This window comes from Kitasatospora sp. NPDC057500 (assembly GCF_042802195.1).
Lineage (GTDB): Bacteria > Actinomycetota > Actinomycetes > Streptomycetales > Streptomycetaceae > Kitasatospora.
The window spans coordinates 1-14,652 of record NZ_JBHVER010000202.1 but is presented as its reverse complement, the minus strand read 5'-3'; the positions used below and the strand labels follow the sequence as shown (position 1 = coordinate 14,652).

Annotated in this window: 9 protein-coding genes; 7 read left to right on the top strand and 2 right to left on the bottom strand. The window is 75.2% G+C overall.

The window, feature by feature from the left end:
• Window positions 1-23: 23 nt before the first annotated feature.
• Entirely contained in the window at window positions 24-647 is a 624-nt protein-coding gene (locus tag ACFU74_RS30590) for a hypothetical protein (RefSeq protein WP_380762562.1), read from the bottom strand.
• Between the two features lie 254 nt (window positions 648-901).
• Between ACFU74_RS30590 and ACFU74_RS30585 the strand changes: the two genes are divergently transcribed.
• Window positions 902-2,791: a serine/threonine-protein kinase gene (locus ACFU74_RS30585; RefSeq protein ID WP_380762559.1), complete on the top strand. Its 1,890-nt coding sequence runs from the start codon at window positions 902-904 to the stop codon at window positions 2,789-2,791.
• Between the two features lie 29 nt (window positions 2,792-2,820).
• Here ACFU74_RS30585 and ACFU74_RS30580 read toward each other — a convergent pair whose 3' ends face one another.
• Window positions 2,821-3,357: an SHOCT domain-containing protein gene (locus ACFU74_RS30580; protein ID WP_380762557.1), complete on the bottom strand. Its 537-nt coding sequence runs from the start codon at window positions 3,355-3,357 to the stop codon at window positions 2,821-2,823.
• An 85-nt stretch (window positions 3,358-3,442) separates the two neighbouring features.
• Between ACFU74_RS30580 and ACFU74_RS30575 the strand changes: the two genes are divergently transcribed.
• From ACFU74_RS30575 to guaA, 6 genes are all read left to right on the top strand, one after another.
• Complete coding sequence (locus tag ACFU74_RS30575; protein WP_380762555.1) at window positions 3,443-4,543, top strand: protein kinase; 1,101 nt, start codon at window positions 3,443-3,445, stop codon at window positions 4,541-4,543.
• Window positions 4,544-4,716: 173 nt separating this feature from the next.
• Window positions 4,717-6,471, top strand: a complete 1,755-nt coding sequence (locus ACFU74_RS30570) for a serine/threonine-protein kinase (RefSeq protein ID WP_380762552.1) — start codon at window positions 4,717-4,719, stop codon at window positions 6,469-6,471.
• A gap of 81 nt (window positions 6,472-6,552) precedes the next feature.
• Entirely contained in the window at window positions 6,553-8,196 is a 1,644-nt protein-coding gene (locus ACFU74_RS30565; protein WP_380762549.1) for a succinic semialdehyde dehydrogenase, read from the top strand.
• Window positions 8,197-8,284: 88 nt separating this feature from the next.
• The gene (locus ACFU74_RS30560) at window positions 8,285-10,075 is read left to right on the top strand and encodes a GMC oxidoreductase (RefSeq protein ID WP_380762547.1); all 1,791 of its coding nucleotides are present in this window, start codon (window positions 8,285-8,287) and stop codon (window positions 10,073-10,075) included.
• Window positions 10,076-10,381: 306 nt separating this feature from the next.
• Entirely contained in the window at window positions 10,382-11,941 is a 1,560-nt protein-coding gene (locus ACFU74_RS30555) for a hypothetical protein (RefSeq protein ID WP_380762545.1), read from the top strand.
• A 1,050-nt stretch (window positions 11,942-12,991) separates the two neighbouring features.
• Complete coding sequence (gene guaA / locus ACFU74_RS30550) at window positions 12,992-14,587, top strand: glutamine-hydrolyzing GMP synthase (RefSeq protein WP_380762542.1); 1,596 nt, start codon at window positions 12,992-12,994, stop codon at window positions 14,585-14,587.
• Window positions 14,588-14,652: the final 65 nt, after the last annotated feature.

Genomic DNA, 14,652 nt, shown 5'->3' with positions numbered 1-14,652 from the left:
CGCCCCGTGCCGTGCGGGGGCGGCTACTGGCGGGTGGCGGCGCGGCGGGTCAGGAGGAAGCCGCCGATCACGGCGATGCCGTAGAAGACCAGGTCCAGTGGGCGGCGGCCGTCGCGCCAGAGCGGGAGGGCGTCGTGCAGCAGCTCCCCGTAGCCGGTGCCGGCCAGTGCGTGCAGCCTGCGGGTCTGCCCCAGTAACTGGCCGAGGAGCAGCGCGCCGGACGCCAGCAGGGCTCCCAGCGGCGGCAGCAGCCGGTTCGGGCCGCCGAGCCGGCCCAGCGGCCAGGCGACCGCCGCCGCCGGGGCGATGGCCAGCCAGCCGACGGTGGCCTCCGCCCGGGCCGGCGCGCAGCCGAACGCCGCGGCGCCGGCCAGCATCGCGAGGACGGCCAGCGCCACGGCCGGGCCGGTGCGCTGCCGGTGGCGACGGCCTCCCGGGGCGTGTCCGGAGCCGTCGGCCGCGTCGGCCGGTTCGGCCCCGGCGGCGGGGACGGCCGGGTCGGCGGGGCGGTAACCGGCCACCGGGGCGCCGGGCATGCCGGGGGCCGCGTACCCCTCCGGGGTCTCCGGTTCCGGTGCGACCGAGAAGTGCGGGGCCGTGGGCGGCCGGCCCGACTGGCCGTCAGCGCCCGGTGCGGATGCGGTCATGAACGTCGTGTTCCCCCCGGAAAGACGGTGAGCTGCCGCACGGTAGCAGGGCCCGGAGCGGGATCGACAGAGTTTTCGATCACGGATCGGGCACGGACCGCGGCCCCCGGCCGGGACCTGTGCCAGGGTGGCCGGGGGCCGGGTGGTCGGGGGCGCGCGGGACAGGGGATGATGGAGGCTTGGGCGTTCGGGCCCGACGCCGGTCCGACGTTCCGTCATCACGACCGCCAGCAGCACATGGGGGAACGTTCCGAATGACCCAGGCGCAGGGTTCCACCGGCCGCCTCCTGGCCGGCCGCTACCGGCTGAACGCGGTGCTCGGGCGCGGCGGCATGGGTACCGTCTGGCGCGCCGAGGACGAGATGCTGGGCCGGGCGGTCGCGGTCAAGGAACTGCGGATGAACGCCAGCGTGGAGGAGGACGAGAAGCACCGGCTGATCGTCCGGACCCTGCGCGAGGCCAAGGCGACGGCGCGGATCCGGCACAACTCGGCGGTCACCGTCTTCGACGTGGTCGAGGAGGACGACCGGCCGTGGATCGTCATGGAGCTGGTCGAGTCCCGGTCGCTGGCGGACGTGGTCCGGGAGGACGGCCCGCTGGCGCCGGCCCGGGCGGCGGAGATCGCGCTGGACGTGCTCGGCGTGCTGAGCGCCGCGCACGCGCTCGGCATCCTGCACCGGGACGTCAAGCCGTCCAATGTGCTGATCGGCGAGGACGGCCGGGTGGTGCTCACCGACTTCGGCATCGCCAGCGTGGAGGGGGACACCTCGGTGACCTCCACCGGGATGCTGGTCGGCGCGCCCTCCTACATCTCCCCGGAGCGGGCCCAGGGGCAGAAGCCCGGACCGCCGGCCGACCTGTGGTCGCTGGGCGGCACGCTGTACGCGATGATCGAGGGCCGGCCGCCGTACGACCGGGGCTCGGCGCTGGCCACCCTGACGGCGGTGATGACGGAGGAGCTGGCCACCCCGGCGAACGCCGGGTCGCTGGGGCCGGTGATCGAGGGGCTGCTGGCCAAGGACCCGGCGAAGCGGCTGACCGCCTCGCAGACCCGGTCGATGCTCAAGCGGGTGGTCGCGGAGTCGACCGCGCGGGCCGAGTCGACCACCGAGCAGGCGGTGCCGGTCGCGGAGGGCGGCGGGAAGCCGCCGGTCGGCGGGCTGCTCGGGACGGTCCGGGTGGGCAGCCGTGCCGGGGACGCGGGGAGCGGGGAGTCGCCGGCGGCGCCGGTGGTGCCCGCGGAGGCGGCGGAGACCGCGAAGCCGTCGGAGTCGGCGGAGCCGTCGGGACCGGCCGGACCGGACACCGAGGCGGCCCGGCCGGTGACCAGTGAGTGGACGCTGGGCGCGACCCAGGCGGCCGGAGCGGACCCGCGCACCGGCCGGCGGCGGCTGGCCGTGGCGACGGTCGTGGTGGTGCTGCTGCTGATCGCGGGCGTGGTCGCGCTGCTCCAGGCGCTCGGCGGGTCCGGCGACGGCTCGGCGGCGGGCACGTACAGCACCGGTCCGGTCGCGGCCGCCACGGACACCACCACGCCGGGCGACGCTCCGGCGGACCCGGCCGCGGAGGGGCAGGGCCCGGCGGAGGGCGTGGCGCCAGAGCCCGCCCCCACGCCGAGCGACACGCCGACGCCGACCCCCACGCCGAGCGACACGCCCACGCCGACTCCGACGCCCACTCCGACGCCGACTCCGACCGGGGTCGTCGTGCCGGCCGGGTACCACGAGTACAAGGACCCGACCGGCTTCTCGATCGTGCTGCCCGACTGGCTCCAGCTGTCGGGCTCGGAGTCGATCCGCCGCACCTTCAAGGGCAACGGCAGCACCCTGCGGATCGAGTGGACGACCACCCCGGGGGAGAGCGCGCTCGGCGCCTGGCAGGACGCCGAACCGGGGCTGCGCGGCCAGGTGAGCAACTACCAGCAGGTGCAGTTGCAGTCCGTCGCCTACCGGGAGTGGACCAACGCCGCCGACTGGGAGTGGATCAGCGGCAACCCGCGGATGCACTCGCTGAACCGGGGCTTCGTCACCGGCTCCCCGGCCAAGTACGGCTACGCGATCTACTGGACGACGCCGGACGCCGACTGGGCCGCGAACGCCCAGGTCCGGCAGACCGCGTTCGACACCTTCCAGCCGGCCCCGTAGACCACCGGCGGGCCGAGCGGCCCAGGCCGTCAGCCGATCAGGCGTTGCTTCGCGCGGGTGAACTCGTCGTCGGTGAGGGCGCCCGCGGTGTGCAGGGCGGCGAGGCGTTCCAGCTGGTCCAGCAGGTCGGCGCCGGGGGCGGCGGGGGCGGGAGCCGGGGCGGCGAGGGCCTTCCGGGAGGCCTCGCGGGCCGACCCGGCGGCGGCGCGGAGCTGTTCGGCGAACACCTCCGCCTTGACCACGTCCTCGAAGCGGTGCGAGCCGGTGAGCGCAACCACCAGCAGCACTTCGCCGTTGATCCTGGTCCTGGTGACGGTCGCGTCGGTGACCGCTTCGAGCGGAACCGGAACCGGGGGCTTGCCGTCCTTGAGGAAGAGCAGCCGGTGGGTGGTCAGGACCAGGATGCCCTTGCGGAAGTGGTCGGGGTGGCGCCCGGCGGTGGAGGCGATCGGCTTCTCGTCGTGGGCGACGTTCGCCTGGACGGTGCGCAGGGCCGCGGCCCGGTTGTCGCTGCTGCTGTTGCCGGCCACGTCGAAGGCCGCGTCGATCAGATCGGTCCAGTCCATGGACCGAGGGTAGTCCGGGGTGCGCGCGGAGTCTTCCGCGGCCGGGCAGGGCCTAGGCTTGGGCGGTGAGCGGAGAGGAACACGCATGCGAGCGGGCCCGGGGCAGGTGCTGGCGGGGCGTTACCGGCTGACGGACCGTCCGGAGGCGCTGAGTACGATCGCCGTGGACGAGCGCAGCGGCGACGTCGTGCGGTTGCGCGGGTGGGAGCTTCCCGCACCGCTGACCGGGGATCAGGGGCCGGACGGCGAAGGGTCCGAGCGGGGCGAGCGGCTGGTGCGCCGGGTGGCGGCCGTCGGTGCCGCCGCGCCGAGGCATCCGCGGATCCTTCAGGGGGCCGGGGCGTTCGTCGAGGGCGAGCTGCTCTGGACCGTCGAGGAGCGGCCGGCCGGGCGCCCGCTGGCCGCGGTGCTCGCCGAGGGCCCGCTGCCGCCGTACCGGGCGGCGGAGATCGCGGCGGACCTCGCCGCGGCGCTGCGGGCGCTGCACGGTGCGGGGCTGACGCACGGGAACCTGACCGCGGAGTCGGTGCTGGTCTGCGAGGACGGCGCGGCGCTGTTGGGCGGGCTGCTTCCGGGGGTGGCCGAGGAGGTGCTGGCCGAGGAACTGGGCGGTCCCGGCGGCAGGCGCCGCTACGAGGTCAGGGCCGAGCTGGTCGGCTCGGTGGCGGAGCGCTGGCCGCTGGACGGCGGTCCGGCCGGCGACTGCTGGGCGCTCGGGGTGCTGCTGCACCGGATGGTGACCGGCCGCGCGCCGTACCCGGAGAGCGGGGTGCCGGAGCTGGTGACGGCGGTGCGGGAGGGCCGGCGGGTGCCGTCGGAGGCCTGCGGGCCGCTGGGGCCACTGGTGGAGCGGCTGGTGCAGCCCGATCCGGCGCGGCGGCCGACCGCGGCGGAGATCCGGCTGGAACTGGCGGAGCTGCTGGCGGGCGCACCCGAGCCGGCGGCGGAGGAGCGGGTGGTCGAGGAGCGGATGGCGCAGCCGCTGCCGGGGCCTCGCCGACCGGCCCGGGGGCGCCGGACGGCCGGGCGTGACGGTGCGCCGGACGCGGAGCAGCCGGGGGCGGAGGCGTCCGGTCCGGCCGGGCCGCCGCGGATTCCGCCGTCGCTGCTGGGTCCGCTGCTGGTCGGAGGGGTGTTCCTGCTGCTGGTCCTCGGGGTGGTGGCCGTGGTGCTGTTCGCAGGCTGACGGGGCTGGTGGGAGCATGGTCGCCACCGTGGCGGGTGGGGGAGATTACCGGGGTACGGACGGGGCGCCTAATGTGTCCGTGGGATTTGTTCGATTCAGTGGTCTGCACCGAGTGGTCTGCGCCGGGCCCTCCGTCGCGGTGACGGCAGGTGGATGAGGGGGAGCGGTCGCGGATGGGCGCGCAGGACCGGCCGGATTCGGCCGAGGCGGAGCGGCTGCTGGCCGGGCGCTACGAGCTGGGTGAGCGGCTGGGCCGCGGCGGCATGGGCACGGTGTGGCGGGCCCGGGACCGGATGCTGGACCGCGAGGTGGCGGTCAAGGAGCTGACCGTCAGCCACCTCCCCGAGGAGGAGCTGGAGATCCTGCACGCCCGGATGAAGCGGGAGGCCTCCGCGGCGGCCCGGATCAAGCACCCCGGCGTGATCACCGTGCACGACGTGCTGGAGCAGGACGGCCGGCCGTGGATCGTCATGGAGCTGGTCGACGGCCGCTCGCTGGCCGATGTGATCAGCCAGGACGGCACGCTGCCGCCGCGCGCCGCCGCCGAGGTGGGCGGCCAGGTGCTGGCCGCGCTGCACCGGGGCCACCAGTTGGGCGTGCTGCACCGGGACGTGAAGCCGGCCAATGTGCTGCTGGAGCACGGGACCGGGCGGGCGGTGCTGCTGGACTTCGGGATCGCGACGTACGAGGGCTCGGCCGAGCTGACCCGGCCGGGCGACCTGGTCGGTTCGCCGGACTACCTGGCGCCGGAGCGGGCGCAGGGCGAGCGGCCGGGCCCGGCCTCCGACCTGTGGGGGCTCGGGGCGACGCTGTACGCGGCGGTGGAGGGCGACTCGCCGTTCCGCCGCACCTCGCCACTGACCACGCTGGCCGCGGTGGTCGGCGATCCGCTGCCGGAGCCGCGCCGGGCGGGCCCGCTGGGGCCGGTGCTGGCCGCGCTGATGGCCAAGGACCCGGCTGACCGGCCGACCGCCGACGAGGCGGCCCGGATGCTGGCCGAGGTGCAGGCCGGGCACACCATGGGGTTCAAGCCGGTCACGCCGGTGCGGGTGCCGACCCAGTCGGTGCCGGTGGTGGACCGGTCGGGCGAGCAGGGGGTGCCGGTCGCGCCGGAGGGCGGACCGGAGGCCTCGGACGGCCCGGACGGTCCGGACGCTTCGGCCGAGGCGGTCACGGTGCCGCGTCGGGCGGCGGCTGCGGCCGAGGAGGCGTCGACCGTGCCGTCCGTGGGGGCGCGGGAGGGCGTCGAAGGGGCGTCCACCGCTCCGGGTGCGCCGGTGGTGTACGCGGACGCGCCGGTGCGCGGGCCGGCCCGGCGCCGTCGAGTGCTGCTGGTCCTGGGGGTGGTGCTGGCGGTGCTGGTCGCCGGGGGCGCCGGCGGGGCGCTCTACCTGGCGGACCGGGAGGACGGGACGGACGTGGTCCAACCGCCCCGGGCCGGCTCGAACGCGCCCGGCGACAACCTGCCCGCACCGCCCGAGGGCTACCGCTGGGTGGACGACCCGGCGGGCTTCCGCTTCCCGCTGCCCGCGTCCACCCCGGTCTGGCAGCGCACCACCACGTCCGACAACCAGATCTACTACAGCCCCGACAACAAGGTGCACTACCTGCAGTTCGCGGTCACCGTGGGCCAGTCGGTCAGACCGCTGGACCACATGCGGCAGATGGAGACCACCGTCTCCACGCGCAAGGACTACAAGCAGCACCGGATGACCGGCGTGGCGGTGAACGGCCACGAGGGGGCGGTCTGGGAGTTCAGCTACCTGGCCAAGGAGGGCGGCCGCCGCCGGGCGATCGAGGCCGAGTTCATCGACAAGGACGGCACCAGCTACGCGATCTACTCGTCCAGCCCGGAACGGGGCAACGAGTGGAACGAGGCCGAGCAGCGGTTCAACGCGGTGCTGCACTACTTCACCCCGACCCGCTGACCCGGCGGGCCGCCGCCGGCCACCCGGTTTGTTGTTACCGACGGGTACCGAAGTGGGCGCCGAGCGCCTAGGCTGCGCCCTATGACGGACCTCACAGCAGCCGCCACGGCCCATGACCCCGCCGGCCCCGGCGCGCCGGGCCGCAACCCCGCCGCGCCCGGCGGAGGGCGCACCGTAGCCTCGGCCGTGCCCCCGTCACTGGTCGCCCGGCTCGTCTCCGGGGTCACCGCCACCGGCGAGCCCAGCCTGGTGGAGACCGTCGCGCCGCTGACCGGCGAACGGCTGGCCGGCCTGCCGAGGTCCACCCCGGCGGACGTCGAGGTCGCCTACGAGCTGGCCCGGCGCGCCCAGCCGGCCTGGGCGGCGCTGCCGGTCCGCCGCCGCGCCGCCGTGCTGCTGCGCTTCCACGACCTGCTGCTCAAGCGGCAGGACGAGGTGCTCGACCTCATCCAGGCGGAGACCGGCAAGGCCCGGCTGCACGCCTTCGAGGAGGTCCTCGCCGTCGCCATCGCGGCCCGCCACTACGGCCGCTCCGCCCAGGCCTACCTGCGCGACAAGCGGCACCTCGGCGCGGTGCCGCTGCTCACCCAGACCGTCGAGGCCCGTCGCCCCAAGGGCGTGATCGGCCACATCTCGCCGTGGAACTACCCGCTGGAGCTGTCCGTCGGCGACGCCCTGCCGGCCTTCGTGGCGGGCAACGCGGTGGTCAACAAGCCGGACACGCAGACCGCGCTGACCGCGCTCTGGGCCCGTGAGCTGCTGGTCGAGGCCGGGCTGCCGGCCGACCTGTGGCAGATCGTGATCGGCGACGGCCCGGTGATCGGCCCGGCCGTGGTCGAGCACGGCGACTACGTCTCGTTCACCGGCTCCACCCGCACCGGCCGCGACGTCGCCCGGCGCGCCGCCGAGCGGCTGGTCGGCGCCTCGCTCGAACTCGGCGGCAAGAACGCCATGCTGGTGCTCGCCGACGCAGACCTCGACCGGGCCGCCGAGGGCGCCGTCCGGGCCTGCTTCTCCTCGGCCGGCCAGCTCTGCATCTCGATCGAGCGGCTGCTGGTGCACCGCTCGGTGGCCGACGAGTTCCTCGCGAAGTTCGCCGCCCGCACCCGCGCGCTGCGGCTCGGCGGCGGCCTCGCCTACGGGGCCGACATGGGCTCGCTGGTCTCCGCCCGTCAGCTGGAGACCACCACCCGGCACGTCGAGGAGGCGGTCGAGGCCGGCGCCACCGTGGTGGCCGGCGGGAAGGCCCGGCCGGACCTCGGCCCGTTCTTCTTCGAGCCGACCATCCTGGAGGGCGTCACCCCGGACATGGCGGTGTGCGGCGAGGAGACCTTCGGCCCGGTGGTCTCGGTCTACCGCTTCGACACCGAGGAGGAGGCGGTGGCCGCCGCCAACTCCACCCCGTACGGCCTCAACTCCAGCGTCTGGACCAGGGACGTCCGGCGCGGCCGCGCGGTCGCGGCCCGGCTGCGCACCGGCACCGTCAACGTCAACGAGGCCTACGGCGCGGCGTACGGCTCGGCGGGCTCGCCGATGGGCGGTATGGGCGATTCCGGGCTCGGTCGGCGGCACGGCGCCGAGGGCATCCTGCGGTTCACCGAGGCGCAGACGATCGCCGGCCAGCGGCTGCTGCCGATCGCGCCGGCGTTCGGCCAGGACGACCGGCAGTACGCGGCGGTGATGACCGCCGGGCTGCGGGTGCTGAAGGCGCTGCGCGTCCGGTAGCCCGTTCGCGGCCCCGTGGACCCGAGCACCCGTGGGCCGCCTGTGGGCCTGTTGACCCGTGGACGACTTGTCGAAGGAGCAGTGGCAGATGGTGGGTTCGGCTGAGGACCGGGAGTTCGACTACGACGTGGTCGTGGTCGGCTCCGGTTTCGGCGGTTCGGTCTCGGCGCTGCGGCTGACCGAGAAGGGGTACCGGGTCGCCGTCCTGGAGGCCGGGCGCCGCTTCGAGCGCGACGAGCTGCCCAGGAACTCCTGGGACGTCGCCGGCTACCTGTGGGCGCCGAAGCTCGGCCTCTACGGCATCCAGCGCATCCACCTGCTGGCCAATGTGATGATCCTGGCCGGCGCCGGGGTCGGCGGCGGCTCGCTGAACTACGCCAACACCCTGTACGTGCCGCCGAAGGCGTTCTTCGAGGACCGCCAGTGGCGCCACATCACCGACTGGCAGGAGGAGCTGGCGCCGTTCTACGACCAGGCGCGGCGGATGCTCGGGGTGCGGCTCAACCCGACCCTCACCCCGTCCGACGTCCACCTCAAGGCCGCCGCCGAGCGGATGGGCGTCGGCGACACCTTCCACATGGCGCCGGTCGGGGTCTTCTTCGGTGACGGCGAGGACGGCGACGGCACGGCGAAGGCGGCCCCCGGCGGCGAGGTGGCCGACCCGTACTTCGGCGGCGCCGGTCCGGCCCGCCGGGCCTGCGTCGAGTGCGGCGAGTGCATGACCGGCTGCCGGCACGGCGCCAAGAACATGCTGACCGAGAACTACCTGTACCTGGCCGAGCGGGGCGGCGCCGAGATCCACCCGCTCACCACGGTGGCCCGGATCCGCGAGCTGGACGGCGGCTTCGCGGTGGACGTCCGGCGCACGGACAGCCGCTCGACCACCGACCCGGTCAAGGCCGGGGCACGGACCGTCACCGCCGCCAGGGTGGTGGTCGCGGCCGGAACGTACGGCACCCAGAGCCTGCTGCACCGGATGCGGGCGGCCGGCCACCTGCCCCGGATCTCGGCCCGGCTGGGCGAGCTGACCCGGACCAACTCGGAGGCCCTGGTGGGCGCGCAGACCACCGACCGGCGGTACGGCGCCCGCGCGGACTTCACCAAGGGCGTGGCCATCACCTCCTCGATCCACCCGGACGAGAACACCCACATCGAGCCGGTCCGCTACGGCAAGGGCTCCAACGCGATGGGCGCGCTGTCGATCGCCCAGGTCCCGGGCGGCGGGCGGGTCCCGCGCTGGCTGCGCTACCTCGGCAACTCGGTGAAGCATCCGGTGACCTTCGCCCGGTCGATGAACCAGCGCCGGTGGTCGGAGAAGACGATCATCGGCCTGGTGATGCAGTCGCTGGACAACTCGATCACCGTCTCGCTGAAGGAGAAGGGACTCGGCAAGGGTGCGCTGACCTCCCGCCAGGGCCACGGCGCGCCCAACCCGACCTGGATCCCGGCCGCCGAGCGCGGCGCCCGGGCGCTCGCCGAGGAGATCAACGGCTTCGCCGGCAGCAGCGTCGGCGAGATCTTCGACATCCCGATGACCGCGCACTTCCTGGGCGGCTGCCCGATCGGCGACTCCCCGCTGACCGGCGTCGTCGACCCCTACCACCGGCTCCACGGGCACCCCGGGATCAGCGTGGTGGACGGTGCGGCGGTCTCCGCCAACCTCGGCGTCAACCCGTCGCTGACCATCACGGCGCAGGCCGAGCGGGCCATGTCGATGTGGCCGAACAAGGGCGAGCCGGACACCCGCCCGGCGCCCGGCGAGGAGTACCGCCGCGTCGCCCCGGTCGCGCCGGCCGCCCCGGCGGTGCCGGAGGGCGCGTTCGGCGCGCTGAGGCTGCCGCTGCTCGCGGTGCCGGAGGTGCCGAAGAAGCGGGCCTGACCCGGCCGGCGGACGCCTTGCGGGCACCTCCGGGGACGGTCCCGGAGGTGCCCCGAGGCGTTTCGGCCGCGTGTGACCGGTTGACAGCCGTCCGTACCCGATGGGAGAAAAGGGGCGCCCTGGGGGGACCAGGGGATCGTTCGTTCGGACGGGGGGACGCGGTCCATGGCCATCTGCGCATCCTGCGGCGCGGCTTCGGCGGAGGGGGCGCTCGGCTGCGCTTCCTGCGGGAGGCCGCTGCTTCCGCCGCCCGTCCTGCCTCCGCCTCCGCCGCCGCCACCTTCGGCTCCGCCGGCCCCGCCGTTCATGAAGCCGGCGCCCGCGGACCTGCCGCCGCCGGTGCTGCCCCCGGCCCCGCCGGCCACCCCGCCGACCGGGGGGAACTGGGGTGCCGGGCGGCCGTACGACCCGGCCGCCGACCGGCCCGCGGCGCTCACCTGGCTGACCGGCGCCGACTGGCGCCCGGCGCTGCGCGCGGCCGTCGCACCCACCGCCGTACTGCTGCTGGCCGCACTCGTCGTCGCAACCCCGGGGGGCTTCTTCCCCTACACCGTCGTCGCCGACCCGCCCTCCTACGGCGAGCGCTTCGGCACCGCGCTGGCGATCGTCCTCGGCGCCCTGGGCACGCCGTTCCGGCTGGACATCGACACCGGCGGCCCGGTCGGGTCGGAGGACACCAGCGCCACGCTGATCCGCGCGGTGCCGATGACCGTCACCGTGCTGTGGCTGCTCGCGCTCTGGCTCGGCCTGCGGGTCGGGGCGCGCCGCCGTCAGGAGCGGACCGGTGAGCAGCAGACCCGCCGGCAGGCGGCCGGCGAGGCCGTGCGCACCGCCGTGGTCGCGGCCGCGGTGACCGTGCTGCTCGGCCTGGCCTGCGGCGCCCGCTGGCACCCGGGCGGATTCACCGCCATCGACCTGGTCCCCGGGGCGATGCGCCCGACCACCTTCGAGTCCTCGGCCGGCTGGGTCGAGGGGGCCGGCTGGACGGCGCTGCTCGCCGGTCTGCTCGCGTTCGCGGTGCACGGGACGGACGCGCTGCGCTGGGCGGCCTGGCGCAACCGGGTGGTGCGCGGCTGGGCGGTCGCCGGGCTGGCGGCCGGCCGGGCGATGGCGCTCTCGGTCGGACTCGCGGCGGCGGTCGGACTGGTGGTGGTCGCGGTCCAGAACGGTGAGGAGGACGTCGTCGGCGGACTGGCCGGCGCCGCGCTGGCCTTCCTGCCCAACGTCGGCCTGATGCTGCTCGGGCTGGGCTCCGGGGCGGTCTTCCGGACCAGCAGCGACACCCCGGCCGTCGAGGACGGGGACTGGTACCGGGGGCCGCGGGAAGTCGAGGAGTACTCCTTCTTCGACCTGCACGGCGCGGGCGGCGACTGGCGCTGGACCGGGCTGCTCGCGCTGGCCGCCGCCGCGGTGCTCGGCTGGACGGCGTACCGGCGGCGCCTGGACGCCGCGGACCGGCTCCGGCTGGCGGCGGTGTACACGGTGGGGCTCAGCCTGCTGATGCTCGTCTCCGGGATGCTGGACTCCTCGGAGGCCACCGTCCACTACCTCGGCCGCAGCCGCGCCGCGGGGTTCGAGAGCTCGGTCGCGCTGGTGCCGTGGACGCTGCTGGTGGCCAACGCGGTCTGGGCGGCGGTCGGCGCACTGGCGGTGCCGCCGCTGCTGGCGGCCCGCGACCGCCGGGCGCGGACGACGCCGGACGAGGCGCCGGCGCCGCCCGGGGAGGAGTTCCCGGGCGGCGCGCCGACGGTCCCGGAGGTGGTCGTCTCGGACGTGATCGGCTCGGGCGGTGGGCCGCGGCCCGCCGAGCGGCGGCCGGAGGACGACGGTCCGGTGGACCCCAGCGTCTGGAGCCGCCGGCCGTAGCGCGGTCGGCCCGGCGCGCCCGGTCCCGGACAGGGCAAAGGGCCCCGCGGGGGAACGGGGCCCTTTGTCGTTCAGCACTCGGCGTCAGGGCCGCGCCGGTGCTGGGTGACGGCGCCGGGGGAGGAGCGCCGTCCGGAAGGGTGGCCGATGGATGGGGCGCCACGGCGTCGCTCCGGCGGGGGTGGGCCGGCGCGCGCGGGCGCAGAGTGCCGCGGCGGCGGTCCGGCGGGCATGCCCGCATCGGACCATCGCTCACGGAGCGTGAGGTGATTATCGTTGCCACCGTGGGTCTCGGCGGCACCGGGAGTACGCCACGGGTGACCCTTCGGCCACCGGGAGAACCTCTCCACGCAGCATCGTCCTGGACGAAGGGCTTGCTCTGCAACCGATTCGGCATGATTCGGTACAGGCCGTTTCCGGCCCGGCCGGTGGCCGGCCCGCGACCGGGCCCGTTGCGCCGGGCTCCGGGACGGCCGGAGGTGGGGTGGCGGCGATGATCACGGTGCGTAATGGCGCTGGCCGGAGCGCACCGGGGACGTGCACAGCGGCGCGGGGACGGCGGACGGAGTGCGCCGGGATCGCGGCGGGTGCGGCGGCCGGCTCCGGGCGTCCCCGGCGGCCGACCGCCCCACCTCCTCGGTCCAGTCGCGGCCGGGGTCGCTGTCCCCTGCTGACCGGCCGCAGCACCGGTGCGCGGTCCCACGGCGCGCCGCTCCCCGGCCCGGGGCCGGTTCTCCGCGACGGCGCCACGCGCGCCGGTGGACTGGGGTGAGCTCCACGCGTGGTCCTGCAGTGCCGTACGGAGGGCCCTGGCCGGGGCCGGGGCGACGCGTCTGGCGGGCGCGGCGCGGGTCGTACGGTCCGCCCGGAGCAACGAACCGGGCGCCGGGACGGTCACGGCCGCCGGGGCGGGCAGACGAGTGAAACCGGCCAGCCCGGTAGACTCGGTGGCAGACCCCCGCCCGTCGCCCGCCGCACACCCTCCGTAGGGCACACCCTCCGTAGGGCGCGCCGCGCGGCACCTTTCGTACCGCTGCCGGAAGGCCGTCTGTGTCCTCTGCTACTCCCGTCCAGTCCGCACCCGAGACCGACACCGTCCTGGTCGTCGACTTCGGTGCCCAGTACGCCCAGCTCATCGCCCGTCGGGTGCGTGAGGCCCGGGTCTACAGCGAGATCGTGCCGAGCAGCATGCCGGTCGCCGAGATGCTCGCCAAGAACCCCAAGGCGATCATCCTCTCCGGTGGTCCCTCGTCGGTCTACGAGGAGGGCGCGCCGCAGCTCGACCGCGCGATCTTCGAGGCCGGCGTGCCGGTCTTCGGCATGTGCTACGGCTTCCAGCTGATGGCCACCGTGCTCGGCGGCACCGTCGACAACACCGGCGCCCGGGAGTACGGCCGCACCCCGCTGACCGTCTCGCGCACCGGCTCGACCCTGTTCGAGGGCGTCCCGGCGCAGCACTCGGTGTGGATGTCGCACGGCGACGCCTGCTCCGCGGCCCCCGAGGGCTTCACCGTCACCGCCTCCACCGACGTGGTCCCGGTCGCGGCCTTCGAGAACGACGAGGCGCGCCTGTACGGCGTCCAGTACCACCCCGAGGTGCTGCACTCCGACCACGGCCAGCAGGTCCTGGAGCACTTCCTCTACCGCGGCGCCGGCCTCGCCCCCACCTGGACCACCGGCAACGTGGTCGAGGAGCAGGTCGCGGCGATCCGCGCCCAGGTCGGCACCAAGCGCGCGATCTGCGGCCTGTCCGGCGGTGTGGACTCGGCGGTCGCCGCCGCCCTGGTCAACAAGGCCATCGGCGACCGGCTGACCTGCGTCTACGTCGACCACGGCCTGATGCGCAAGGGCGAGACCGAGCAGGTCGAGAAGGACTTCGTGGCCGCCACCGGCGTGCAGCTGAAGGTCGTCGACGCGCAGGAGCGCTTCCTCGACGCGCTGAAGGGCGTCAGCGACCCGGAGGAGAAGCGCAAGATCATCGGCCGGGAGTTCATCCGGGTCTTCGAGCAGGCGCAGGCCGAGATCATCGCCGAGGCCGGCGAGCAGGGCGAGTCGGTCGACTTCCTGGTCCAGGGCACCCTGTACCCGGACGTGGTGGAGTCCGGCGGCGGCACCGGCACCGCCAACATCAAGTCCCACCACAACGTCGGCGGCCTGCCCGAGGACCTCCAGTTCCAGCTGGTCGAGCCGCTGCGCAAGCTGTTCAAGGACGAGGTCCGGATGGTCGGCCAGGAGCTGGGCCTGCCGGAGGAGATCGTCCAGCGCCAGCCGTTCCCGGGCCCGGGCCTGGGCATCCGGATCGTCGGCGAGGTCACCAGGGAGCGCCTGGACCTGCTGCGCGAGGCCGACGCGATCGCCCGCGAGGAGCTGACCGCGGCCGGCCTGGACCGCGAGATCTGGCAGTGCCCGGTGGTCCTGCTCGCGGACGTCCGCAGCGTGGGCGTCCAGGGCGACGGCCGCACCTACGGTCACCCGATCGTGCTGCGCCCGGTGTCCTCCGAGGACGCCATGACCGCCGACTGGTCGCGCCTGCCGTACGACGTGCTGGCCCGCATCTCCACCCGGATCACCAACGAGGTCCGTGACGTCAACCGCGTGGTGCTGGACTGCACCAGCAAGCCGCCGGGCACCATCGAGTGGGAGTGAGCACTCCCCGCCCCGGCCGGTTTTTTATTTTTCATAACACCCGCGCCTCGTTACTTGTATTGTTG

What these genes read in the sequence shown, in the direction of transcription:
- ACFU74_RS30560 (WP_380762547.1), top strand. Translation starts at nt 8,285, where the DNA reads ATGGTGGGTTCGGCTGAGGACCGGGAGTTCGACTACGACGTGGTCGTG.
- ACFU74_RS30585 (WP_380762559.1), top strand. Translation starts at nt 902, where the DNA reads ATGACCCAGGCGCAGGGTTCCACCGGCCGCCTCCTGGCCGGCCGCTAC.
- ACFU74_RS30570 (WP_380762552.1), top strand. Translation starts at nt 4,717, where the DNA reads ATGGGCGCGCAGGACCGGCCGGATTCGGCCGAGGCGGAGCGGCTGCTG.
- ACFU74_RS30575 (WP_380762555.1), top strand. Translation starts at nt 3,443, where the DNA reads ATGCGAGCGGGCCCGGGGCAGGTGCTGGCGGGGCGTTACCGGCTGACG.
- ACFU74_RS30580 (WP_380762557.1), bottom strand. Translation starts at nt 3,357, where the DNA reads ATGGACTGGACCGATCTGATCGACGCGGCCTTCGACGTGGCCGGCAAC.
- ACFU74_RS30590 (WP_380762562.1), bottom strand. Translation starts at nt 647, where the DNA reads ATGACCGCATCCGCACCGGGCGCTGACGGCCAGTCGGGCCGGCCGCCC.
- ACFU74_RS30565 (WP_380762549.1), top strand. Translation starts at nt 6,553, where the DNA reads ATGACGGACCTCACAGCAGCCGCCACGGCCCATGACCCCGCCGGCCCC.
- ACFU74_RS30555 (WP_380762545.1), top strand. Translation starts at nt 10,382, where the DNA reads ATGAAGCCGGCGCCCGCGGACCTGCCGCCGCCGGTGCTGCCCCCGGCC.